This window comes from Acinetobacter sp. LipI_15 (assembly GCF_058242865.1).
Window position 1 is genome coordinate 1,787,291 of sequence record NZ_JBZAYN010000001.1, and the last position, 25,443, is coordinate 1,812,733.

General features: G+C 39.9%; 22 protein-coding genes. 17 read left to right on the plus strand and 5 right to left on the minus strand.

The genetic code is table 11. The features are described from left to right. Positions 1-177: 177 nt before the first annotated feature. A complete protein-coding gene (gene glnL, locus AC4CU0_RS08595; RefSeq protein WP_078188727.1) occupies positions 178-1,284 on the plus strand; it encodes a nitrogen regulation protein NR(II) in 1,107 nt (368 codons plus the stop codon). Beyond that, on the plus strand, positions 1,274-2,749 hold the full coding sequence (gene glnG, locus AC4CU0_RS08600) for a nitrogen regulation protein NR(I) (RefSeq protein ID WP_078188728.1): 1,476 nt from the start codon (positions 1,274-1,276) through the stop codon (positions 2,747-2,749). Before glnL ends, glnG begins: the two co-directional genes overlap by 11 nt. A 71-nt stretch (positions 2,750-2,820) precedes the next feature. Here glnG and AC4CU0_RS08605 read toward each other — a convergent pair whose 3' ends face one another. The 3 genes from AC4CU0_RS08605 to mnmG form a co-directional block, all read right to left on the minus strand. Continuing rightward, a complete protein-coding gene (locus tag AC4CU0_RS08605) occupies positions 2,821-3,147 on the minus strand; it encodes a hypothetical protein (protein WP_078193710.1) in 327 nt (108 codons plus the stop codon). Between the two features lie 114 nt (positions 3,148-3,261). After that, positions 3,262-4,467 carry a 3-(3-hydroxy-phenyl)propionate transporter MhpT gene (gene mhpT / locus AC4CU0_RS08610; RefSeq protein ID WP_249734540.1) on the minus strand — a complete coding sequence of 402 codons (1,206 nt, stop codon included), beginning with the start codon at positions 4,465-4,467 and terminating at the stop codon, positions 3,262-3,264. 343 nt (positions 4,468-4,810) lie between these two features. Continuing rightward, on the minus strand, positions 4,811-6,691 hold the full coding sequence (gene mnmG, locus AC4CU0_RS08615) for a tRNA uridine-5-carboxymethylaminomethyl(34) synthesis enzyme MnmG (RefSeq protein WP_180133062.1): 1,881 nt from the start codon (positions 6,689-6,691) through the stop codon (positions 4,811-4,813). A gap of 253 nt (positions 6,692-6,944) precedes the next feature. Here mnmG and AC4CU0_RS08620 point away from each other — a divergent pair, with 253 nt between their 5' ends. From AC4CU0_RS08620 to purD, 8 genes are all read left to right on the plus strand, one after another. Continuing rightward, positions 6,945-7,295 (plus strand): hypothetical protein, encoded by a 351-nt coding sequence (locus tag AC4CU0_RS08620; RefSeq protein WP_490742939.1) that lies wholly within the window; start codon positions 6,945-6,947, stop codon positions 7,293-7,295. Positions 7,296-7,442: 147 nt separating this feature from the next. Then, the gene (locus tag AC4CU0_RS08625; RefSeq protein ID WP_078188732.1) at positions 7,443-8,321 is read left to right on the plus strand and encodes a bile acid:sodium symporter family protein; all 879 of its coding nucleotides are present in this window, start codon (positions 7,443-7,445) and stop codon (positions 8,319-8,321) included. 75 nt (positions 8,322-8,396) lie between these two features. Next, positions 8,397-9,284 carry a bile acid:sodium symporter family protein gene (locus tag AC4CU0_RS08630; protein ID WP_490742940.1) on the plus strand — a complete coding sequence of 296 codons (888 nt, stop codon included), beginning with the start codon at positions 8,397-8,399 and terminating at the stop codon, positions 9,282-9,284. A gap of 126 nt (positions 9,285-9,410) precedes the next feature. Beyond that, complete coding sequence (prmA, locus tag AC4CU0_RS08635) at positions 9,411-10,313, plus strand: 50S ribosomal protein L11 methyltransferase (RefSeq protein WP_490742941.1); 903 nt, start codon at positions 9,411-9,413, stop codon at positions 10,311-10,313. A gap of 18 nt (positions 10,314-10,331) precedes the next feature. Further along, the gene (locus tag AC4CU0_RS08640) at positions 10,332-11,213 is read left to right on the plus strand and encodes an MJ0042-type zinc finger domain-containing protein (RefSeq protein ID WP_180057602.1); all 882 of its coding nucleotides are present in this window, start codon (positions 10,332-10,334) and stop codon (positions 11,211-11,213) included. 392 nt (positions 11,214-11,605) lie between these two features. Next, positions 11,606-11,875 carry a DNA-binding transcriptional regulator Fis gene (gene fis, locus AC4CU0_RS08645; RefSeq protein ID WP_001086304.1) on the plus strand — a complete coding sequence of 90 codons (270 nt, stop codon included), beginning with the start codon at positions 11,606-11,608 and terminating at the stop codon, positions 11,873-11,875. A gap of 95 nt (positions 11,876-11,970) precedes the next feature. Next, on the plus strand, positions 11,971-13,545 hold the full coding sequence (gene purH, locus AC4CU0_RS08650) for a bifunctional phosphoribosylaminoimidazolecarboxamide formyltransferase/IMP cyclohydrolase (protein ID WP_490742942.1): 1,575 nt from the start codon (positions 11,971-11,973) through the stop codon (positions 13,543-13,545). Between the two features lie 130 nt (positions 13,546-13,675). Further along, positions 13,676-14,959, plus strand: a complete 1,284-nt coding sequence (gene purD, locus AC4CU0_RS08655; RefSeq protein ID WP_490742943.1) for a phosphoribosylamine--glycine ligase — start codon at positions 13,676-13,678, stop codon at positions 14,957-14,959. A 106-nt stretch (positions 14,960-15,065) separates the two neighbouring features. On the opposite strand, the gene AC4CU0_RS08660 is transcribed toward purD, so the two are convergent. Continuing rightward, positions 15,066-16,232 carry a PDDEXK family nuclease gene (locus tag AC4CU0_RS08660; protein ID WP_180010138.1) on the minus strand — a complete coding sequence of 389 codons (1,167 nt, stop codon included), beginning with the start codon at positions 16,230-16,232 and terminating at the stop codon, positions 15,066-15,068. 171 nt (positions 16,233-16,403) lie between these two features. On the opposite strand from AC4CU0_RS08660, the gene AC4CU0_RS08665 reads away from it, so the two are divergent. Next, positions 16,404-16,961, plus strand: coding sequence for a GNAT family N-acetyltransferase (locus AC4CU0_RS08665; protein ID WP_490742944.1), 558 nt, complete (start codon positions 16,404-16,406; stop codon positions 16,959-16,961). A gap of 249 nt (positions 16,962-17,210) precedes the next feature. Here the strand turns inward: AC4CU0_RS08665 and AC4CU0_RS08670 are convergent, their stop codons facing one another. Further along, positions 17,211-17,336 carry a pyrimidine/purine nucleoside phosphorylase gene (locus tag AC4CU0_RS08670; RefSeq protein ID WP_490742945.1) on the minus strand — a complete coding sequence of 42 codons (126 nt, stop codon included), beginning with the start codon at positions 17,334-17,336 and terminating at the stop codon, positions 17,211-17,213. Positions 17,337-18,187: 851 nt separating this feature from the next. On the opposite strand from AC4CU0_RS08670, the gene AC4CU0_RS08675 reads away from it, so the two are divergent. The 6 genes from AC4CU0_RS08675 to dnaE all read left to right on the plus strand — a co-directional run bounded on the left by AC4CU0_RS08675 (position 18,188) and on the right by dnaE (position 25,426). Continuing rightward, on the plus strand, positions 18,188-19,060 hold the full coding sequence (locus tag AC4CU0_RS08675; RefSeq protein ID WP_180007758.1) for a MetQ/NlpA family ABC transporter substrate-binding protein: 873 nt from the start codon (positions 18,188-18,190) through the stop codon (positions 19,058-19,060). Positions 19,061-19,135: 75 nt separating this feature from the next. After that, entirely contained in the window at positions 19,136-20,161 is a 1,026-nt protein-coding gene (locus tag AC4CU0_RS08680; protein ID WP_490742946.1) for a methionine ABC transporter ATP-binding protein, read from the plus strand. Then, positions 20,158-20,853 (plus strand): methionine ABC transporter permease, encoded by a 696-nt coding sequence (locus AC4CU0_RS08685; protein WP_078188742.1) that lies wholly within the window; start codon positions 20,158-20,160, stop codon positions 20,851-20,853. The genes AC4CU0_RS08680 and AC4CU0_RS08685 overlap by 4 nt, the downstream gene beginning before the upstream one ends. Positions 20,854-21,072: 219 nt before the next feature. After that, complete coding sequence (locus tag AC4CU0_RS08690) at positions 21,073-21,213, plus strand: hypothetical protein (RefSeq protein WP_490747074.1); 141 nt, start codon at positions 21,073-21,075, stop codon at positions 21,211-21,213. A 3-nt stretch (positions 21,214-21,216) separates the two neighbouring features. Beyond that, entirely contained in the window at positions 21,217-21,570 is a 354-nt protein-coding gene (locus AC4CU0_RS08695) for a hypothetical protein (RefSeq protein ID WP_490742947.1), read from the plus strand. 283 nt (positions 21,571-21,853) lie between these two features. Beyond that, positions 21,854-25,426 (plus strand): DNA polymerase III subunit alpha, encoded by a 3,573-nt coding sequence (gene dnaE, locus AC4CU0_RS08700; RefSeq protein WP_490742948.1) that lies wholly within the window; start codon positions 21,854-21,856, stop codon positions 25,424-25,426. Positions 25,427-25,443 lie beyond the last annotated feature (17 nt).

A 25,443-nucleotide genomic window follows, 5' to 3' on the forward strand; every position in this document is an offset into this window, starting at 1 on the left:
ACTTTATTTAAAGTCTTAAATAAGCGCATTTATTCAAATAAGCATCAAAACTTAGCGTATTTCTCAAATAGTTGGCTTATATCTTGCATAACTTGCATCAATTCGAACCTTATTAGATTGAACGATTTGCTTTATGAAGATGCCATTGCGCCATTTTAAGACAGGAACCTCTCGCTAATGGATCAGACTATGACGATTGATTACCGGCTTTTAGTGGATAATTTAACCACTGCCATTTTATTGGTCGATAGCAACCTGAATATTTTTTATTTAAATTCATCTTGTGAAGCGCTTTTTGACATCAGCTTACTTCGTGCATCAGGTCAGCCTGTATTAAATTTACTCCATATGCCCGATGATGAGTTCAATACGCATGATGCATTAATGAATACACTAACTTCCGGTCAGCACTATACGCGCCGAGAAGCAACGATTAATGTCAACTTTAAAGACATTCATGTTGATTACACCGTGTCACAGCTCAACTCTGGCAAACCCTACCACCCGTTGCTATTGATTGAACTCAATCAAATCGACCGAATGTTAAAAATCTCTAAAGAAGAAAACCTAATTCAACAGCATCAAGTCGCACGACAACTGATTCGTGGTGTTGCCCATGAAATTAAAAATCCACTCGGTGGTATCCGTGGGGCGACACAACTTTTAGCGCGTAGCTTAAATGATCCGAAGTACAGCGAATTCACCGACATTATTATTAGTGAAGTGGATCGATTAAGAAATCTAGCGGACACCATGCTTGGTTCAAGACAATTACCGAGTTACGAACCAGTCAATGTACATGAACCACTTGAACGTGTTCGTTCACTGATCGTCAACCAAACTAAAAAGAAAATTAAAATCACCCGTGATTATGACCTTTCTTTACCGGATGTACTAGCAGATCGTGATCAATTGATTCAAGTCATGCTGAATATCAGTGTTAATGCCGTTCAGGCAATGACGGAAAACAAAGAGTTCTTTGTTGAGCACCAACCAGAACTCACTTTGCGCACACGTATTCAACGTTTAGTCACCATCAACGGTGTATTAAAACGTTCTGCGGTGCGCATTGACATTGAGGACAATGGACCGGGTGTCCCACAAGAAATATTAGAATCCGTATTTTACCCTTTAGTGACAGGACGAGCGAAAGGCACAGGGCTCGGCCTGAGCATTGCACAAAATATTATGCATCAACATAACGGAATGATTGAATGCCAATCAGTTCCTGGAAAAACAGTATTTAGCCTATATTTACCTTGGGAGTCAGATCATGTCGCGTAATAAGATTTGGGTCATCGATGATGATCGCGCCATGCGTTGGGTGCTGGAAAAAACATTCAAAGAAGAAGGTTTTGATGTTACCAGTTTTGAAGAAGCACAATCCGCTTTAGATCAGTTAAGTGTCGATGCGCCAGATGTTATTTTGACGGACATTCGTATGCCGGGTATTGATGGACTGACCTTTTTAGGCAAAGTCAAAGGCAACTACCCTGACTTACCTGTGATCATCATGACCGCACATTCAGATTTAGAATCTGCTGTGTCAAGCTATCAAACAGGTGCTTTTGAATATCTACCAAAACCTTTTGATATTGATGAAGCTTTAGCACTTGTAAACCGTGCAATTTTGCATATTGCCAAATTACAACAACAAGAATCTGCAAAAACCGTTCAACCGATTCAATCTACAGAGATTATTGGTGAATCACCTGCTATGCAGGAAGTCTTCCGTGCCATTGGTCGTCTTTCTCAATCACACATTACTGTATTAATTAATGGTGAATCAGGCACGGGTAAAGAATTGGTTGCGCATGCGTTGCACAAACACTCACCACGTGGCAACAAACCTTTTATTGCGCTCAATATGGCAGCAATTCCAAAAGATTTGATCGAAACTGAATTATTTGGCCATGAAAAAGGCGCGTTCACAGGTGCCAACACACAGCGCCAAGGCCGTTTCGAACAAGCTAATGGCGGGACTCTTTTCCTTGATGAAATTGGCGACATGCCATTTGAAACTCAAACACGTTTACTGCGTGTTTTAGCGGATGGCGAATTCTACCGCGTTGGTGGTCACATCCCAGTCAAGGTGGATGTCCGTATCGTTGCGGCAACACACCAAGACTTAGAAAAGTTAGTACATGAAGGTCGCTTCCGTGAAGACTTGTACCACCGTCTAAACGTCATTCGTATTCATATTCCAAAACTTGCACATCGTAGTGAAGATATTCCGATGCTTGCACAGCACTTCCTAGCAAGTGCAGGCAAAGAACTTGGGGTAAGCCCGAAGATTCTGCGTCCTGAAACGCAAGAATACATGCAAAAACTGCCGTGGCAAGGTAATGTGCGTCAGCTCGAAAATACCTGTCGCTGGCTAACAGTCATGATCACAGGCCGTGAAGTTTATCCAGAAGATTTACCTTCTGAATTAAAACAGATTCCAATTCAAGGCACAGATGGCAATCCTGCTACTCAAGGGATTGATCGTATCGGGGTGCATCATTGGGATGAATTACTTGGTCAATGGGCTGTGCAAAAACTTAAAAATGGTGAGATGAAAATTCTCGACATTGCCACACCAATGTTTGAACGCACCCTCATCAATGCAGCACTACAGCAAACACGTGGGCGTAAGCGCCATGCAGCAGAACTTTTAGGTTGGGGTCGCAATACCTTAACCCGTAAACTCAAAGAACTCGGTATGGACAGTGCCGAAGATGATGTCGAAGAAGAATTAGAAAGTTAATTTTCTGATTAACATTAAAAAAGCCAGTCACTTGACTGGCTTTTTTAATGTTAAGATTTTTTAGCAAAACTTTATGCCGTAAAGCCGACATAGCGTGAATAACCTTCCACCCCTAAATCAGACTTATAAATGAGAAACTCAGGGAAACTTGAGGCGGTAATTTCAGTAAACATATGATACTGATCATCATTGGCATGCAAGTCATCGACTGTATGCTGCATGGTTTGCTCAAATTCATCGGTAATAAACTCAAAACCAATATCCATTGCAATAAACAGCACATGCTCACATGGCTGCACATACTGCTCTTCTGACCAATCAATCACTTGCTGCTGGCAATGTGGACACTGAATGTTATCTGAGGGAGAAATATCAAGTTCGATCAATTGATAAGACATAGAAGTAAATTTATTCATAAATATTAGATTTATTCTAACAAAACTAAGTTTCAGCTAAAGATATTTATTCAATAAAAAAGGAGCCGTAGCTCCTTTAAATATGACTGATTTCGATTATTTCTTAAGGGATGACTTATAGGCAGATAATGCAGCCACCGCGATAGCCGACAAAGCAATACCCGGCGCACTTGCAATTAAAATACCTGTCGTTCCTAGTCCTAGCGCCAAAATCTTGCCTGTAAGTAATGGACCTGTCATTGCACCCAAACGTCCCCATGAAATTGCACTTCCCACACCTGTCACTTTCCCAGCTGGTGTGTAGAAAATTGGAGAGATCCCATACAAAATCGATTGACCACCTGTAGAGAAAATTCCGCCCATGATGCCTGCTGCAATGAGTACAGGAATGGAATTTGTTGTAAACAGCACAAACAATGCTACAAACAAACCTGAATAGATAATCACTGCCATTTGCCATAATTTTAGGCGATCAAGCAAGTAGCCTAAACCCAGCGTACCAATCACTGCGCCCACTTGGAACATCAACATGATCATGAAAGCTTGTTGCTTTTCCAGCCCTTGCCCCATAAGCAAGTTAGGCAACCAACTGATCAGAATATAGTTCACCATTAAGGTAAAGAAGAAACTCAACCAAAGCGGCAATGTATATTTATAACGCTGCTCAGCAAACAGGATTTGCCCCATCGCTGGAACGGCTTCTTTAGTTTCTGCCTGAACTTTTTCAGTACGCTTATCTTTTAAGATAATCGCCATGAATGGAATCAAGATTAAAGGCGTTAAACCACCAATTAAAAATAGTGTATGCCATGAGATATCTTTAAAGACAATACCCAAGCCAGCAACAAAGATTGCACCTACGGGTAAGCCACAGTACATCAAACTATTTAAGCGCCCACGGTTAGCATCCGTCGCTTCATCACCCACCACCGAGATCATCGTTGGCATCGCAGCGCCCAAACCTAAACCTGTAAAGAATCGTGCGATATATAAAATTTCAATGCTTGGTGCAACTGCCGTGATAGACATAAATACACCGAAGATAAAAATCGACAACATCAGGACTTTCTTCTGTCCCAAATAGTCAGCGACACGCCCCCCAAAGAACGCGCCAAATAACATACCAAACACACCTAAGCTAAACACATAGCCCATTTGCACCTGATCTAAGGAAAATGTCGCTGCGATTCCTTTTGCTGCGATACCGGGCGCTTGCAGGTCAAAACCTTCAAAAAATGCTACCCAGAAACACAAAAATACCGTTAGAAATTTTTGCATTTTTCCCGATTGTTGATTTGCCATAATCGAACTCCATTCATGTAGCGTAAACCCACTTGTACGCCATGCCCTGAAGTTTCGGCTTTATTGGGTAGAATAAATACCACTACAAAGGTCGGAATTCACACGAGCAAAAGCCCACAATTAAGACCTAAAACTTTGTATATCAATAGTTTTTAGATCTTATTTTTTGTATTTATAATTCATTATCAATCACTTAGGTTTATGAAAGATTTTAATAATCAAACCATAGCTAAAACTAATGATGATCAAAATATTCATTTAATCCGATCAAATACCAACAGCCAATAATTTATTGGCAATAAAAAACCCGCAACTGAGCGGGTTTTTTATTTAACTCAAAATCTTATGCAGATTTTTTCGCTTGGTTATTCTTACGAATCGTAATCATCACCAATTGAACAGCCGCAGGTGTTACACCTGGAATACGACTTGCTTGTGCCAATGTTTCAGGCAATACATTTTTCAGCTTCATGGTGATTTCACGTGAAAGACCAGAAACTACATCGTAATCAAAATCAGCAGGAATACGTGTATCTTCCAAACGTTTCATTTGCGCAACGTCTTCTTGCTGACGGTTAATATAACCCGCATATTTCACAGCAATTTCAATTTGCTCTCCAACAAATGCTGAAACTTCTGAACCCGTCAATTCAGCAATTTGCGCAAAGTTGATATTTGGACGTTTTAACAAATCAATTGCATTGGTTTCTTTAGACAGGTCATCACCAGTCATTTCAACGAATTTTTTGCCTAGTGGATTGTTTGGCGCTGCCCAAAGGTGTTGTAAACGTCCTTTTTCAGTTTCAACTGCTTCCATTTTTTGGCAGTACGAATCCCAACGCGCATCATCCACCAGACCCATTTCACGGCCAATCGCAGTTAAACGCTGATCCGCATTGTCTTCACGCAACATCAAACGGTATTCCGCACGCGAAGTAAACATACGGTACGGTTCTTTAGTACCCAAAGTAATCAAGTCATCAACCAATACACCCATGTACGCTTCATCACGTTTTGGTGTCCATTGCTCTTGATCCCATGCACGACGTGCTGCGTTTAAGCCTGCAAGCAAACCTTGCGCTCCCGCTTCTTCATAACCTGTTGTACCGTTAATTTGACCTGCAAAATATAGGTTATTAATCGATTTGGTTTCTAAAGAGAATTTCAATGATTGTGGGTTGAAATAGTCGTACTCAATCGCATAACCCGGACGCAAAATGTGCGCATTTTCCATACCACGAATCGAGCGAACCAATTCAAACTGAACATCGAATGGTAAAGAAGTTGAAATACCATTTGGATAAAGCTCATGTGTATCCAAACCTTCAGGTTCCAAGAACACTTGATGCGAATCTTTATCGGCAAATTTATGAATCTTATCTTCAATCGATGGGCAGTAACGTGGACCCACACCTTCAATCACACCGGTATACATTGGTGAACGGTCTAAGCCACCACGAATGATATCGTGAGTTTTTTCATTGGTATGTGTGATATAGCAATTGATTTGCTCAGGATGCATCGACGCATCACCCATGAACGACATAGTCGGAGATGGGAAATCACCCGGCTGTGGCGTCATCACAGAGAAATCAACTGATCGTGCATCAATACGTGGCGGTGTACCTGTTTTTAAACGACCTACAGGTAAGTTCAATTCACGAAGGCGCGCAGCCAATGAAATTGAAGGAGGATCGCCCGCACGACCGCCTGAAGCATTATTTAGACCTACGTGGATCACACCACCTAGGAATGTACCTGTAGTTAATACAACAGTTTTCGCATCAAAGCGAATACCCATCTGAGTAACCACACCTTTTACAGTATCGCCCTCAACGATTAAGTCGTCAGCTGCTTGTTGGAAAATATCCAAGTTCGCTTGATTTTCTAAGGTTTCACGAATCGCAGCTTTATAACGAATACGGTCAGCCTGTGCGCGAGTCGCACGAACAGCCGCACCTTTACGTGAGTTTAAAATACGGAATTGAATACCACCTTTGTCGGCAGCCAATGCCATTGCACCGCCAAGCGCATCAATTTCACGTACTAAATGTGATTTACCAATACCACCAATGGCTGGATTACAGCTCATCTGCCCTAAAGTCTCAATATTATGAGTTAAGAGTAAAGTCTGTCGACCCATACGTGCCGCAGCAAGAGCTGCCTCAGTACCCGCGTGACCGCCGCCGATAACAATGACATCGTAAACTTTAGGATAATGCATAGTGGTAAAGGAGATTAAAAAAGGATGACGGAAGATTATAGCAAAAATTCACCGATAAGTTGACTGATTAACTCGATTTTATTGTTATTGGCTACTGTTTTATGCCTATATATTTCTTTATGAACATACATACTTTGCATATTCCACATAAAAATATACATTTCTCAAGCAAATGTTACTCGAAGATTGTTGTTTTATTCTGATGATTTTTTATTCTGTTATAGATCCCATGAGAATCATAAGGACCATAAGCATGAATAAGAATATTTTGCTATCCACGGTTTTATGCGGTTTATGTTTATCACCACTTGCTGCCTCAGCCAATGATAAAGTTGAGAAAGTGTATGATGCACAGCGATATCAACAAGTCTGTAAAGGTAAAAGCCAAGGCGCTCAAGTTTCATTTGCCTATCGCGGTATTATCTGGAATGGTACTTGCGAACCACAATTTTTTAGCTCGTCCAAAAATGCAAATCTTCATGGCGAAGAAGCCGAATTATTAAGCACATGTAGTGCAGATGCAAAAGCCACTACTGCAAAGATTAATGGACAAGAAATTAAAGGAAAATGTGCTTTAGGGTTCACTCCTCCTCGTCCTAAATAAACAGTTGTCGATAAAAATATCGACCAACTAACAGATCAAAAATAAAGCGGGTAAAACATCAGTTTTTACTCGCTTTTATTTATTGCTTATTTATTAAACTGAGATAAACTCAAAAATACTATAAGGATAAAAATATCAGGAAATTCCATGGATTCGGGATTATTTGCATTTTTTCTACCCATTGCTTTAGCCATTATGATGATGGGTTTGGGGCTTGAACTTTCAGTCAAAGACTTTTTACGCGTTGGACGCTATCCAAAAGTTATTTTCATCGCTTTATTTACTCAGCTTATTCTACTGACCAGTATTGCTTTTTTCCTGTGTAAGTTGCTTGAGTTACCCCCTTTACTCGCGGTCGGGCTCATGTTGCTTGCGGCTTCACCCGGCGGCCCCACTGCTAACCTTTTTAGCTACCTATATAAAGGTGACGTTGCATTAAACATTAGCTTAACAGCCATCAACTCAGTTGTTTCGTGCTTTACATTGCCTTTTATCGTCAACCTATCCATTTTGCATTTTGTTGGTGAAAGCACTAGCATTGGTATGCCTATCGACAAGATCACCCATGTATTTCTGATTATTTTGATACCGGTATGTTTCGGTATGTTTATTCGCAACTCCTTTCCGACCATTGCGTATCACATCAACAAACCGATGCGAATGTTGTCTATTTTCTTATTAATTCTTATCTTTACACTCGCAGTTTTGCGTGAACAATCCAACATCATTACGTATTTTGCCAGCGTCGGCATTGCGACCTGTTTACTCTGTTTCAGTGGCTTATTTTTGGGTTACTTAATTCCATTCCTCGCGGGTGTGCCGGAAAAGCAGGCACGTGCGTGTACCTTTGAGATTGGCATTCATAACACCAGTATCGCCCTAACCATCGCACTAAGTGTGCTTGAAAACACCACAGTGGCGATACCTGCCGGTGTTTATTCTATTTTTATGTATTTATTGGCGACCTTATTTGGTTTTATTTTGACGCGCCGTGGCAGTCACTTGATTCAACAAGTGAAAACCTAAACTATTTTTTCTAACGCAATCACCATAAGGACTTTGGTGAAAAACCATTAAATATGCTCAAGGAGAATAAATACGATGGATTCTGGAATTATTACGGTTCTTTTGCCATTAGCACTGGCCTTTATTATGATCGGGCTTGGGCTAGAACTTACCCCCAAAGATTTCGCACGTGTCACCAAACATCCTAAAGCCGTGTTGATCGCATTATTTTGCCAACTCGTGTTGCTTGTCGGTATCGCCTTTCTACTATGTAAACTGTTAGCATTACCACCACTGCTTGCTGTCGGCTTGATGCTACTCGCAGCCTCACCTGGTGGTAGCACAGCTAACTTATTTAGCTATCTATTTAAAGGTGACTTGGCTTTAAATATTACCCTGACCGCCATCAACTCTGTCATTGCAGCATTAACCCTTCCATTGATCGTGAATTTTTCGATCATGTACTTCATGCAAGAAGGGCAACAAATCAGTCTACAGTTTGGAAAAATCCTCCAAGTTTTCGGCATCATTATCATCCCAGTCTGTATAGGTATGCTGCTTCGTCACTATGCACCTAAACTGACTGAGAAACTGCATAAACCACTCCGCATCTTTGCTGTGGTCTTTCTCATCTTAATTATTATCGGTGCTATTTACTCTGAACGACATAATATTGCGGCTTATCTAACCCAAGTTGGCTTAGCTACGGTTCTATTCTGCATCTTCAGCTTATGTATCGGTTATTTTGTTCCGAGACTTTTCGGCATCAATAGTGCTCAGGCACGTGCATGTGCATTTGAAATCGGGATTCATAACAGCACGTTGGCCATGACCATCGCCTTAACAGTGATGGCAAGCTCTGCAGTTGCAATGCCTGCGGCAGTATATTCAATCTTTATGTACATCTTTGCCGCTGTATTTGGTTTCGTAATTACACGTTTTGCACCGATCTCGACAACTACAACTGAAACAATTAAAAGTTAAGTCACTGAAAAATTAAAAGGATGCCACGTGCATCCTTTTATTTTTTGTCAATTTTGATAATCGCTAGCTGCAAGTTGCCGAGTTCCGTTACAATAGCTTTTTATAAAACTCATTTAGGTTATGTCCGTGAAGTGGTTACAAATTCATATTACTGTTGAAAAAGCTCAAGTTGATTACACTGAAACGCTGCTCAGTTCTTTAGGTGCAGTCAGTGTCACGCTAGATGATGCAGAAAATCAGGATTTACTTGAACCACTTCCAGGTGAAACACCACTTTGGAATAAAGTGATCGTAACTGGTATATATGCACAAGAAGATAATGAAGAAATTGATGTTGCAGCATTAGAAACATTTATTAAAGCTCTACTTCCTGAAGCACCAATGCGTAGCGAATTCATTGAAGACCAAGAATGGGAACGCACATGGATGGATGCTTATGAGCCTATTCAAATTGGTGAGAAATATTGGATTGTCCCAGAATGGATGGAAGCGCCAGAAGCAGATGCCGTTAACATCAAACTAGACCCAGGTCTTGCTTTTGGTACTGGTAACCATGCATCTACATTCCTATGCCTACAATGGTTAGGTAAAGTTGATCTTAAGGATAAAATCGTCATCGACTACGGTTGTGGTTCTGGTATTTTAGGTGTTGCCGCTTTACTTTTGGGTGCAAAAAAAGTTTATGCCACTGATATTGACCCACAAGCCGTTTTAGCAACACAACAAAATGCCGAATTAAATGGTGTACTGGAAAATCTGTATGTAGGCCTACCTGAAGAGTTCAACCAAGAGCTCGCTGGACAAAAAGCCGATGTGTTTGTTGCTAATATTCTTGCAGGCCCTCTAATGGCCTTGGCTGCAGAATTCTCAACTTTAATTAAATCTGAGGGCGAGTTCGCACTTGCAGGTGTAATTGAAGAGCAAGTTTCTGATGTTTCTAGTGTTTATTCTGAATTTTTTGATATATTAGACGTAGAAAAACGTGACGAAAACTGGTGCCGAATTTCAGGTAAGCGCCAAAAGTATTAAAACCTAAAATGTGTACCTATGAGCGACAAACTGACTAACTGCCCTACTTGTTCTACTACATATAAAGTATCTGTTCCACAGCTTACTGTTGCTCAAGGTATGGTGTGTTGCCCTAAGTGCTCCACATCATTTAATGCATTGTCACATTTGGTTGTAGATAAAGTCTTGTCTTTATCTACACCATCACCAAAAGATGAAAATAGTTCCAAGACCAAAACTATTGATGTCAATCAATACAATATTGACCACAGTGCTATTAAAGAACCTGAAGCCCCAACACATGCACTATTAAAGTTATTCGATCAAAAAGTAGAGAACTCGAATATTGATTTAAAAACCTATTTAAACAACCTTAACTATTTTAGTACTGAGCCTATTGGTAACTTACCTGCGGTCAATTGGGCAGAACAAGCGGAAAGAGAGAAAAAACGCTCTCCACTCAATTATCTTGGTTGGGTCACTGTTAACTTATTATTGTTTGGTGCATTGATATTCCAATTTTTTTGGTTTAATCCGCAATACCTGAAAAATAGTCCAATTATGGGCGCTGCGTTCACAGCAGTTTGCGATGTATTTAATTGTTCACGTCTTGAAGAACATTACAGCCTTATTAGCACTAAAAAAGTTAAAGTACGTAGTACTGGAAATAAAGAAACAAAATTTAGTGGTGAGATGATTAATTATCACGATCGAAGTCTGGCTTTACCCGTTATGAAGATAACTTTAAAGGAAAATGGCGGTGATATTGCGAATTACCAACTTCTTCCAGAAGAATATTTGGCGAAAAGCTTACATGGCATTCAGCGCATTCCAAAAAGTAGTCCATTTAAATTCGAATTTGTGCTGCCAGTTGCACGTAAAAGCTTCGATAATTATTCAATAGAATTGATTCGCCCCTAATATTGGAAAAAACTATTAAAAAAATAAAAAAAACCTAAAAAAAATGCAGTTTTCTTGCTCACTTTTGCTTAGACAATGGTATGATACGCGCCACGAAAGCTTTGTGCTGCAAACTCCTCGCTAAATTTTCACAACAAATACAATCCCAACCGTGCGCTTTATAACTTATCGCGTATTGAGTAGATTTTTTGTTTGATTTTTAGGCTATAACAATTATTAATCTATTGTTACGCTTATTTTTCGATCAATTTTGCGAGTTGTGTCAAGCTACAAGTAATGTACAAGTTTTAGAACTCCGACTTAGGAACTAAAACGGAGTTCATTAATGTTTATAGACCATTTTTAACAAATCACTTTACCCAAGTGATATTTGATTTTTCGGATTAATTCGCATGAATAGCAAATCTCCTATTTTTACTGCACAATCTGATGTCGCTCTTCGTATTCACGTAGATCGCGCAGTTCGCCATTACTTTGCACAATTGCAAGGCGAGCAACCATCTCAGGTATACGACATGGTGCTGGCGGAAATGGAGAAGCCTCTTCTATCTGTAGTTCTTGAATATACGCGTGGTAATCAAACCCGCGCTGCTGAGATTCTCGGCTTAAACCGTGGTACTTTACGTAAAAAGTTAAAAGCTCACGGTTTAATGAGTGAATAAATGATAAAATGCTTGCGGCTTCCGCAGGCATTTTTTTTAACCTGTATTTTGCTAATTTTGTTTTAATCTGTTCCTTGAAAACTGTGACGAAGATCATGACTATTAAACGCGCTTTAATCTCTGTGTCTGACAAGACTGGAATTGTTGAATTTGCACAAGAACTTGCTGCTCTAGGGGTAGAAATTTTATCTACTGGCGGAACATACAAATTGTTGAAAGACAATAATGTTGCCGTAGTTGAAGTTTCAGAGCACACAGGTTTCCCAGAGATGATGGACGGCCGTGTAAAAACGCTACATCCGAAAATTCATGGTGGTATCTTAGCTCGTCGCGGTCTAGACGAAGCTGTGATGGCTGAACACAACATCGATGCAATCGATTTAGTTGTTGTTAACCTTTATCCTTTCGCTGCGACTGTGGCTAAACCGAACTGCTCACTTGCTGATGCGATTGAAAACATCGACATCGGTGGTCCGACTATGGTTCGTGCTGCTGCGAAAAACCATGCATCGGTTGGTATCGTGGTAAATGCTGCTGACTATGCAACTGTCGTTGCTGAGCTTAAAGCTGAAGGTTCACTTTCACATGCAACTCGTTTTGACCTTGCGGTTAAAGCATTTGAACATACTGCTCAATACGACGGTATGATCGCTTCTTACTTAGGCGCTCGCGTAGGTAAAGATGAAGGTCAAGCTGACAAATTTGCACGTACATTCAACACGCAATTAAATAAAGTTCAAGATCTTCGTTATGGTGAAAACCCGCATCAATCTGCTGCTTTCTATGTAGAAGACACAGCAACTGAAGCATCTGTTTCTACTGCGAAACAGCTTCAAGGTAAAGAATTATCTTATAACAACATCGCAGACACTGACGCAGCACTTGAATGTGTAAAATCATTTGCTAAGCCTGCATGTGTCATCGTAAAACACGCAAACCCATGTGGCGTTGCAGTTTCACTTGACGGCATTCAAGCTGCTTATGACCTTGCATACGCAACTGACCCTGAATCTGCATTCGGTGGCATCATTGCATTCAACCGTGAATTAGACGTTGCAACTGCTCAAGCCATTGTTGACCGTCAATTCGTTGAAGTGATCATTGCTCCTAGCGTTGCTGAAGGCGTGCTTGAAGTGACTGGCGCGAAGAAAAACGTACGCGTACTGGTATGTGGCGAACTTCCTGCGATCACTGAGCGTAAAGCACAGCTTGACTACAAACGTGTAAATGGCGGTCTATTGGTTCAAGACCAAGACTTAGGCATGATCACTAAAGATGACCTTAAAGTTGTGACTAAACGTGCACCAACTGAACAAGAAATCGATGACATGATCTTTGCTTGGAAAGTTGCGAAATACGTTAAATCAAACGCAATTGTTTATGCTAAAAACCGTCAAACGATTGGTGTGGGCGCAGGTCAAATGAGCCGTGTGAACTCTGCTCGTATTGCTGCAATCAAAGCTGAACATGCTGGTTTAGTTGTTGAAGGTGCTGTAATGGCATCTGATGCATTCTTCCCATTCCGTGATGGTATTGATAACGCTGCGAAAGCAGGTATCAAATGCATTATCCAACCGGGTGGTTCTATGCGTGATGAAGAAACAATTGCTGCTGCTGATGAAGCTGGTATTGCAATGGTCTTCACTGGCATGCGTCACTTCCGTCACTAAGCACAGCGCTTAGAATGTAATGACAAAGTCATACATGTGGTTTAAAACAGATTTCTAATCTTGCATAAAGTCCTCTCCTATTTTTAGGCTGAGGACTTTATGCCATTTTCGATTCATGGAGTATGAACCGATGAATATTTTAGTTTTGGGTAATGGCGGTCGTGAACATGCATTGGCATGGAAAATCGCACAAGATGACAAAGTCGCAAAAGTATTTGTAGCACCAGGTAATGCGGGTTCTGCAACTGAAAATAAATGCGAAAATGTTGCCTTAAATATTTTAGACAATGCTGCGATTATCGACTTTGCAAAAAGCAATGCAGTTGATTTAATCGTGGTTGGTCCAGAAGCACCACTAGTCAATGGTGTAGTCGATGCTTGCCGCGAAGCTGGTGTTAAAATTTGGGGTCCGACTCAATTTGCAGCGCAGCTTGAAGGCTCTAAAGCATTTGCGAAGCACTTCTTAAAACGCCATAACATCCCAACTGCTTTCTATGATGTATTTACAGAAGTAGATGCAGCAAAAGCATTTGTTGAAAAAAATGGTGCACCAATCGTAATCAAGGCAGATGGTCTTGCTGCGGGTAAAGGCGTAATTGTTGCCATGACCAATCAAGAAGCATTTGATGCGATTGATGACATGCTTGCCGGCAACAAATTTGGCGATGCTGGCTCACGCGTAGTAATCGAAGAATTCCTTGCTGGTGAAGAAGCGTCTTTCATTTGTATGATTGATGGCGACAACATTTTGCCAATGGCAACGTCTCAAGATCATAAGCGTATCTTTGAAGGCGACCAAGGCCCGAACACTGGTGGTATGGGTGCTTACTCTCCTGCGCCTGTTGTGACTGCTGACGTATTTGAAAAAACCATGAATGAAGTGATGCGTCCTACCGTTGAAGGTATGAAAAAAGACGGTCACGTGTATACAGGTTTCTTATACGCAGGTTTAATGATTGATGAACAAGGTAAGCCTAAAGTGATCGAGTTCAACTGTCGTTTTGGCGACCCTGAAACTCAGCCAATTATGATGCGTTTAAAATCTTCTTTAGTTGATTTGGTTGAAGCCGGTATTGCGGGTAACTTACCTGCGGAAGCTGAATGGGATGAGCGCAAGACTGTAGGTATCGTACTTGCGTCTAAGGGCTACCCTGAAACTTCTAGCAATGGTGACGTGATTTCTGGCTTAGACACAGAAATGGCTGATGCTAAAGTGTTCCACGCAGGTACAAAAGCACTTGAAAATGGTGACATTATAACGGCTGGCGGTCGTGTCCTTTGCGTAACTGCGCTTGGTAATACGATTGGTGAAGCTCAAGCGAAAGCTTTAGAACTTTGCCAAAAAGTGACTTTTGATGGTGTTCAATACCGTAAAGATATTGGCTACCGCGCAATTGCACGTGAAAATGCTTAATCATTCATTTGATTAAATAAAAACCCCGCTAAGTGCGGGTTTTTTTATAAATAAATAGCTCAAATAACGGCTTTTATCATCTATATCCATGATTAAAAATACACGTTTATAGAGGTTCTTTAAGATAGTTTTTAAGTCTATTTTGTACTAATTTTTCAGTTAAATTATCTTTGTAGCTAAAATAGATAATATCCACTCCATTTGCTTTACTGAGTTGAAGCTTTTCCTTATCCCTTTGCTTTGTTCTTTTTAAACCTTCTTCTCCACCAAATAAGTTGACAGCAAGATAGTGTTGTTGCCCTTGGTACTCAATCGCTAAATTTAGCTCAGGGATATAGACATCAAACCTTTGTCTATTCAACCAACTTGGTGATGCTTCTCTTTGAACCGTGTATTGAGGAAATAGCAGATTGATATAGTTAAATAATAAGGTTTCATTAACCCACCTTTCACCTATACGTGCAACACCTTTTAACTCTCTAATATGGTTTTCCGCATCCCTTTCACTGATACCTTCCTGAAATGCGTATTTAGCAATGTAAGCGCCATATTTAGCTTTAAAAGCCGAGCCATACATTTTGTGGCAATAGATTAAATCTGAATTGGTATTGGTGCAGATATGGCAAATCGAAACTTTAACAGATTTATGTTCTAACGCATTTTTAAGGTGAGTGTGGCGTACAGCCAACCCAATCTGATTTTGGGCAAGAGCATCCTTAAAACATGAGCAAAAGAAACTTTCTCCTGTCATTTTGTTATAGAAAGTCTGCCGCCACTCATAAAAGCCTAATTTTGATGGTAATAAACTTTTTGGTGGTGTCATTCGTGAATAAAGCTTAGTTAATAATGCTTGTGGAAATTCAACGGAAAGAAGCTGTATTGATGTTTTGTTTTTGGTTTTCATTTTTGTATTTTTAATATTGTACTTCCTAGTTATTCCTCCTCCATAAAGGAAATCACACAATATAATAAATGAAGGTAGTTTAACTTCCGTAACATCCAGATCTATGTCCTTATCACTGATTAGCTCAAATTGAAGATAAGGGATTATCATTTTCCCTTTGTCTATATACTCTTTCAGTGATAAGTGATCATCATAGTACCCAAATGTGTAATTCTGCTTTATTTCAGTTATTGAGATTGAATCCGGAGTACTAAAAAAGTGAATAAGAGCTTCATATAAATCTTCAAAAACTGTTGTTTTTTCCCGCCCAAGATTTTCTTGGCATAATACGAGAAATTCATCCTCTGAAAATTTGTATTGCAACTCCATATTTACTCCTTATCAACTAAATATATGTAAAAGCCTATTAAGATTAGTTCATCAAATCAAATTACATCTCCCCCAAATACTATTCACTTATATCAATTCCATCATCATGTACACTATAAATTATTTACATTAGTCTCAGTAAGAAAACACCCATACAAATTAATATTTAATATGCATATTTTTATCCAAACCCCTCGCCTTATCCTCCGCCAATGGCAAGACTCCGACACTGCCCCATTTATCCAAATGTACGCAGACGAAGACGTCATGCGCTATTTCCCCAAAAAGCTGAGTGCTTCTGAAGCCACTGCATTTATGCAGCGCCTACGTGATGCAATAGAAACACGTGGTTGGGGTTTATATGCCGTCGAGCTTAAAGCCACAGGCGAATTTATTGGCTTTATCGGCTTACACGTACACCCACCTGAGTTTGAAATAGCCGATGCACCTGAAATCGGCTGGCGACTACTACCGCAATACTGGCATCAAGGTTATGCCACTGAAGGCGCAAAAGCTGTACTTAAACATGCTTTTAGAAACTTAAGATTAGATAAAGTTATTTCCTTTACAGCAAGTTTGAACACACCATCAGAACATGTCATGCAACGCATTGGTATGCAAAAAGTACGTGAGTTTAATCATCCACGTGTACCAGCTGAACACCCACTAAACCGTCACGTGCTCTATGAAATACAGCGTAGTGATTACTTGCACATTCCATTTTGCTAATTCAATAATTATTCATGGCAAAACTAAAGTACATTAACTCTGCCAAACAGTGGTTATAGGTGATGTTAAATTCTTTAATTTTAGTAACTACAGGATTTCGTATAAGACAGCAAAATCATTCATGTAATCATATAAAAAACCCCGCTAAGTGCGGGGTTTAAGCAATAAAAATATCAATTGCTATAAACTGAGAAATAAAAAAATCATAAGGTGTAAAGCTGAAGCAACTGCAAACCTGTCTAAGCATACTTAATCAAAATGGCATACATAATCGACAACATCGGTACATTGCACTTTAAAAATAGAATCTTGTGGAACAATAAAGCTTTCGCCAGACGTATATTGAACAAACTCGCCTTGCTCTCCAATTTGCACAACACACTACCCCGATGTGATTTCAACACGTTCTTTCACATGCACCTCAAACGTCATAGGTTGTTCTGATATCAAAAATACAGCGATAGTTTTTTGGCTATCATCTTCCATTTTTTAAACATAGCTCACCGATCTACCACCATAATGAACCGTAGGCTTTTTTACAAATGAGACGAAATCAAACTGATTTAACATAGCGTGCCGCACATAGCAATTTATTATGATCAATTATTAAGCAGCTTATCTTAAACGCTGTAGCGGATTCAATCTTCCTCAGATTTAGATCTAAGATTTTGAAAAACCATAAATCAGAGTTGAACTTCAAATATATCAATAAAGATTTCAATGCAAATTAGATTGAAGCACTTCGTTATTTTCACATATGAATGTTACAAATTTTGTGTATGACAGGACTTATTTCATTTTTATCATTTTTTCAGCAATACATTTTAAAATTTGTTATATAGACCTAAACTTATACAAATGACGCACTTAAATAGTTTAATTATAAATAATATATTGTTTTTACTTATTAAATTATTTAATTAAACATATTCCATATACATTTTTGGTGCTAAGCATAACTTTTTAAATCACTATATTGAATAATAAAAAATTGATATGATGCCTAGCGAAATATAGAGATTTGCTTTATTAAATCTTTTGTTTACAGCAGCTTGCAATGGCTATCTTTTCCCATTTGGAAATAGACTCAGATCTAATTGTATAAGTCTGTGTAGCATTTTAAATTATTAAGCATCTATCAGCCTGTCTGATAAAAGACTTAAGTAAATCTCTCCATAATATGATTTGTGAATTTATTAATTTTATAAATTTACTCGGGTGAATATATGAAAAAGCTCCTAGGATTAGTTCTCGGTTTATCTGTGGGCCTTTCAGGCTGTGGTAAACAAGAAGCTCCTGCAACTGACGCCGCACAACAAAAAGACACTGCAGAAGTGCAAACTGTTACCATGGCTTCGACTGGTTCAGATGCTGATATTTGGCGCTATATTGCTACGCTTCCTGAAACCAAAGAAGCTGGCATTAAACTTGAAGTGAAAAACTTTACTGACTATGTGTCTATGAACACTGCTGTAGCGAACAAAGAAATTGATGTTAATGCATTCCAGTCATATGCCTATATGGTTGCGTTTAATGACAATAATAAAGATAAAATCGCACCGCTTTCGACTACTTATTTAGAGCCGATGGGTATCTATTCAAGCAAAGTTAAAAAACTTGAGGAGTTTAAAACAGGTGCAACCATTGCGATTCCAAATGATGGCGCAAACGAATCACGTGCATTATTACTGCTTCAATCTGCTGGCTTAATCAAACTTAAAGCAGATTTTGACGATGTAAAAGGCACACCTGCTGACGTAACTGAAAATGCGAAGAAAATCGTAATCAAGCCAATCCAAATGGCGACTGCGGTTCGTGTTAAAGACGAAGTTGATGCGATTGTTTTGGGTAATACCCTTGCAATGGAAGGTGGTTTAAACGTACTAAAAGATGCGGTTTACTATGAGCCAATCGATCAAAGTACAAAAATGAACGTGAACATTCTTGCTGTTGCTGCTGACCGTCAAAATGACCCAGTACTACAAAAAGTGGGCGCGCTTTATCACACTCCAGCTGTTAAAGCTTACATCGATGAACATTTTGGTGGTACTAAAATTGATGTAAACAAACCAACTAGCTACCTCACTGAAGCAAAATAGTAATATAATTTCTTCAAATAAACAGGCAAAGTTTACTTTGCCTGTTTTTTCATTTTTGAACCCTTTTTTGACGCTATGATCCAATTTAAAAATATCTCCAAGCATTTTGAGCTAAAAGGCCAAACCGTTACAGCACTGGATCAGATTAATCTGGACATTCCAGATGGCTGTATTTTCGGTTTAATTGGCTACAGTGGTGCAGGCAAAAGTACCTTAATCCGTTTAATTAATTTGCTAGAACGTCCTAGTGAAGGGCAAATTATTATTCATGATAAAGACTTTACTGCTTTAAATTCGGCAGAGCTACGTCAAGAAAGAACCAATATTGGCATGATCTTCCAGCACTTCAATTTACTGCAAACCAAAACAGTTGCAGAAAATATTGAAATGCCGCTTAAACTTTTAGGTGTGTCTAAAGCTGAACGCCAAAAACGTTTAGAAGAGTTGCTCGAATTTATTGACCTAAAACATAAGAAAAATGCCTATCCAGATGAGCTCTCTGGTGGTCAAAAACAACGTGTCGGGATTGCCCGTGCGCTTGCCAATCATCCTAAAATTTTACTGTGTGATGAAGCAACATCTGCTCTCGATCCGCAAACCACCAAATCGGTATTGGCGTTATTAAAGAAAATCAATCAAGAACAAGGCATTACTATTGTCATGGTCACCCATGAAATGGATGTGATTGAATCTGTTTGTGATTATGTTGCGGTGATGGAACAAGGGAAAATCATCGAACACGGCTCAACCTTAGAGATTTTTAGTCAGCCAAAACACAATACAACCAAAAACTTTATTCAAACTGTATTGCAGCAACAGCTTCCTGTTAATATTTTAAATAACTTAGAAAATCAAAACCATAACAGTATTTATTGTTTAAAATTTCTGGGCAGTTCGGCACAGGAAACCGTCATTCAAGCGGTAATTAAACAGTTTGATATTAGCCTGAATATTTTGTTTGCCAATATGACTGAAATTAATGGTGCGGTAATTGGTCAAATGTTCGTTCAGCTATTAGGTGATGCAGCATTGATTCAACAATCAGTGGCGTTCTTAGAACACCATGGGGTTGAAGTCACTCAAGCAGGAGTTCAGCAATGAGAGATTTAATTGTTCAATGGCTGACTCAAATTACAGCACCCTTTTGGAAAAGTTCTTTGTCTATGGATCAGTTCGTCACTGCCCTACAAGAAACTTTTCACATGGTGTTCTTCGCCATGCTCTTCGGCTGTATTTGGGGTTTTATCCAGGCCGTGATTTTATATGTCTCACGTCCACAAGGCATTTTGCCTAATCGTGTCATCTACCATGGTTTGAACCCGATTGTGAATGCGCTGCGTTCATTGCCATTTATTATCCTCTTGATTGCGGTCATCCCTTTGACCAAAGTCATTGTGGGTACTTCAATTGGTACTTGGGCTGCAATTGTTCCCCTCACAATCTATGTTGGTCCTTACATTGGTCGTCTGATTGAAACTTCGTTGCTTGAAGTGAATGACGGCATCATTGAGTCTGCTCAAGCGATGGGTGCATCTCCGCTGCAAATCATTACTAAATTTGTCCTACCAGAGTCTCGTAGCTCTTTGATTTTAAACTTAACGACTGCAACCATTAGCTTAATTGGCGCAACAGCCATGGCGGGTGCAGTAGGTGCAGGCGGTATCGGTGACCTTGCTATTTCTTATGGTTATCAACGTTTTGATAGTAGCGTGGTGATCATGACTGTGATCGTCTTATTGATCTTGGTACAAATCGTACAAAGTCTGGGTGACTGGCTATCGAAATTACGCTAGGCCTGCGCAATTCATATCTTTAAGCTCTCTTCGGAGGGCTTTTTAGTGTTTAAGATTTGATTTTTTTAATGCTGAAATTAAACAAAAGTTTCTTTAACCCTAAATTACTTTGACGGTAAATTAGCAACACCATAAAATTTAAAATATGTCCTTCAACATTACATTTCCAAAAACTTGAATTACGACAAAACATCAAAAGAACAGGATTATATATTCCCCATGCAAACAACACTGCCAGCACAAATTTTCCGCTTAACTTTTTTCACAAAAGCGATATTAATCACTTCAGCAGCATCTGCAACCATTGCTGATTATAACTATGTGACTAGTATTAAGGTAAATGATGTTGACTTAGCCTGACCCTTGCCTGCATCAAAAGCAAATGCATTAATCAGCAAAAATCCAGTAAAGCTTAAATATGAATATTCAGAATGTGCCGGCAATACTAAATTTCATGTCACATCAAAAGGTAAATTTCTAAAATTTGAAATTTATGCTGAGGACAATTCTCAAGTTAAAAATGATTCATTCTATAAAAATAAAAGCAGCTTCGCCCAACTTGGACAAACCAAAGGGAATGTTTGGATGGAATGGGATAACTCCACGCAAATACACGATAAAATTCAAATTGGGTCAAAACATCTGACAAGCCAATATAACTTTCAACAATTTGTAAAAGACTTCCCCCAAAAGTGCAAAATTAGCCAATCCAAATGAAGTTGCTTATGTGATTTTACTCTCACCGACTTATGCCAAATCCGTGCTGAAAGAGCCGCATAACTATGATTTACCCTATATTGGCAATCTAGCCTTCAACTTTAAAAATAGCAAATTAATAGCTTTTTCAGTTAATCAAGGTATTGCTTGCTAAATGGTGTTTGTCATACAGCGTTTATTGATTAAACAGTGAGTTTATAAATCTGCATAAAGCCATGCAATAAACGCAAGTTTGATCTCAGAGCATGCTAAAATCAGCAGCTGTTTTCGCAGGGACTCATCTATGCACTTTGTACATCTTGGTATTTTTACAGAATTTTCCGTTACTGAATCTATTGTACGTATACCTGATCTTGTAAAAGCTGCAGCTGCAGATGAAATGCCCGCTCTGGCCATTACTGACCTTTCAAATCTACATGCTGCTGTAAAATTCTATAAAAAGTGCTTAGATAAAGGCATTAAACCCATATTTGGTTCAACCATTCGTTTGAATGATGCTGAACACAAAGCTACTCTTCTAGCGATGACCAATAAAGGTTGGCGCAGTCTAACAGAGTTGGTTTCTGAAGGTTATATTTCAGGTCAACAGCTTGATATTCCTTGCGTAAAAAAAGATTGGATTTTAAATCAACACCAAGACTTGATTGTTTTACTGGGTATGCAAAGTGATGTCGGCAAAATGCTTTGCTCTTCCAACCCGCAAAAAGCTGAACCATTGTTAGCCGACTGGGTCGAAAAATTTGGCAATCGTGTTTATCTAGCGATTACACGAACTGAGCGCTCGGGTGAAGAAGACTTTATTCACGAAGCAGTAAAACTTGCGAAGAAATTTAACATTGGTGTGGTTGCTCATAACGATGTGCATTTTATACGTAAAGAAGATTTCGAGGCACATGAAGCACGCGTTTGTATTGCCGATGGCTATGTCCTCGGTGACAATCGTCGCCCTAAAAATTACAGTCCTGAACAGTATTTCAAAACTGCCGAGGAAATGACGGAGCTGTTTGCAGACATTCCAACAGCTATTGAAAACACCTATCACATTGCACGACGTTGTAATGTGTCATTACGCTTAGGCTTCCATGATCTTCCTGATTATCCAATCCCTGAAGGTCATACCATTGACACCTATTTTGAACATTTATCAAAAGAAGGTTTAGAAGAACGCTTAGCGCATTTATATCCTGTCGAACAGCGTGGTGACGACTGGCCAGAAATTCGTAAGCCTTATGATGAACGTTTGGCTTATGAAGTCGGGATCATCCTGACCATGCAATTCCCAGGTTATTTCCTAATTGTCATGGACTTCATTCAATGGTCTAAAGGTAATGGCGTCCCTGTTGGTCCAGGCCGTGGTTCGGGTGCAGGTTCATTGGTTGCTTATAGTTTAAAAATTACCGACCTTGATCCACTACGTTATGACCTACTGTTCGAGCGTTTCTTAAACCCTGAACGTGTATCAATGCCCGACTTTGACGTCGATTTCTGTATTGCAGGTCGTGACCGTGTTATTGACTATGTTGCACGCACTTATGGTCGAGATGCGGTCTCTCAGATTGCAACTTTCGGTACCATGGCGGCAAAAGGCGCAATTCGTGACGTAGCCCGTGTCTTGGGTAAATCTTATGGTTTGGCTGACCGTATTTCTAAAATGATTCCGACCAAGCCTTTAGGTTTAAGTTTGGAAGAATCCATTGAGGCCGAACCACAGCTAAAAGATATTGTCACCAATCCATCTAACCCAGATAACGACGATGCAGCCGAAATTTGGGAAATGGCTCTCAAACTTGAAGGCATTACCCGTAATACAGGTAAACACGCCGGTGGTGTGGTCATTGCACCAACCAAGTTAACAGACTATTCGGCAGTACTCTGTGATGCAGATGGAACTAACCGTGTCGCCCAATTCGATAAAGACGATGTGGAAGCAGCAGGCCTAGTCAAATTCGACTTCTTGGGCTTACGTAACTTAACGGTAATTGAAGATGCCATTAAGCACATCAATGCCCGTCCAGATATCACCACACCTGTCGATATTTCCTTGATACCTTTGGATGATAAACCTGCCTATGCCGTGTTCGCAGATGCAAACACCACAGCGGTCTTCCAGTTTGAATCCGTTGGCATGAAAAAAATGCTGAAAGAGGCACGTCCAAGTAAGTTCGAAGAAATTATTGCTTTCGTGTCTTTATACCGTCCAGGCCCCATGGATCTGATTCCTGACTTTATTTTCCGTATGCATGGTGGCGAGTTTGAATACTTACATCCATTACTAGAAAGTGTCCTTGAACCGACATACGGCATTATGGTTTATCAGGAACAGGTAATGCAGGCAGCGCAGTTCTGTGCTGGCTATAGCTTGGGTGGTGCGGATTTACTTCGTCGTGCCATGGGTAAAAAGAAAGTCGAAGAAATGATTAAGCACCGTCAGATCTTTACTGAAGGTGCTGCAACCAAAGGTATTGATGCAGATACGGCCAACCATATCTTCGATTATATGGAAAAATTCGCAGGCTATGGTTTTAACAAATCCCATGCCGCAGCCTATGCCCTTGTTGCATATCAAACCGCTTGGTTAAAAGCACATTTCCCTGCTGAATTTATGTCAGCAGTGATGACCTCGGAAATGCAGAATACCGATAACGTGGTGTTCTTGATCGATGACTGTCGTATTAATGGTCTTGAAGTCTTGCCACCTTCGGTCAATATGTCTTTATATAATTTCCATGCCAGCGATCCAAAAACCATCGTCTATGGTTTAGGTGCGATCAAGGGTGTCGGTGAAGCTGCCATGCAGTCTGTGATTGACTCACGTATCCAAGATGGCCCATATAAAGATCTGTTTGACTTCTGCCATCGTATTGACCTAAAAAAAATCAATAAGCGCACGCTTGAAGCATTGATTCGTGGTGGCGCATTGGATTGTTTAGGATTAGAGCGCGCTGACTTGATGGCGCAATTGCCAGAAGCTGTACAAGCGGCTGACCAAGCCCGTACAAACCGCGAAACAGGAATGATGGATTTATTTGGTGAAGTTGAAGAAGTTCAGCGTAAACCTGCTAAACCTGTTAAACCGTGGTCAGATGAAGTTCGTCTTAAAGGTGAAAAAGATACTCTTGGGCTTTATCTAACAGGTCACCCGATTGATGTGTATCGCCCAGAGCTAAAAGCCTTTATTTCACAGCGCATTAATGAGCTTACGCCTACACGTCGCGGTGTCACTACAGTATTTGCAGGCTTAGTCGTCGATGTAGCCAACTTCCCGAACCGTATGATGGTGACACTCGATGATGGTACAGCACGTATTGAAGTGTCTGCGAATCACGAACGTTTTAACCGCTTCAAAGACGTGATTCAAAACGAAAAAGTGGTGGTGATTGAAGGTGAAATTTATGAACGTGAAGGTTTTGACCGCCCTATGGGTCGCTTAACTAAAGCCTTCAGTCTGAACGAAATCCGTCAAAAACGTGCCAATGCGATTCAAATCAAATTAACGCCGGAACATTTTAGTAAAACGCTCTCACGCGATATCCAAAATATTCTACTGCCTTTCTGCAATGTCGATATGTGTACGCATATTCCTGTGCAGTTATATATTGACTACCCATATGCGACGGCTGACATTCATTTGGGCTTAAACTGGAAAGTTGCCCCACTGGATGAATTACTGTCTAAGCTGCGTGACTACTTTGGTAAAGAATCTTTGCATGTCGAATATCATGTCAAATCCAAAGCAGCCAAAGCGGTAAGTTATGAACAAGCCTCTATTCCTGCGCAGGTTCCGCCACCGCCAGATGGGATGAGCATGGATGATGCCATGGATTTATACCAAGCAGAAGCCAATCAATTTTCTTAAAGTTTAAACGCTGTTTG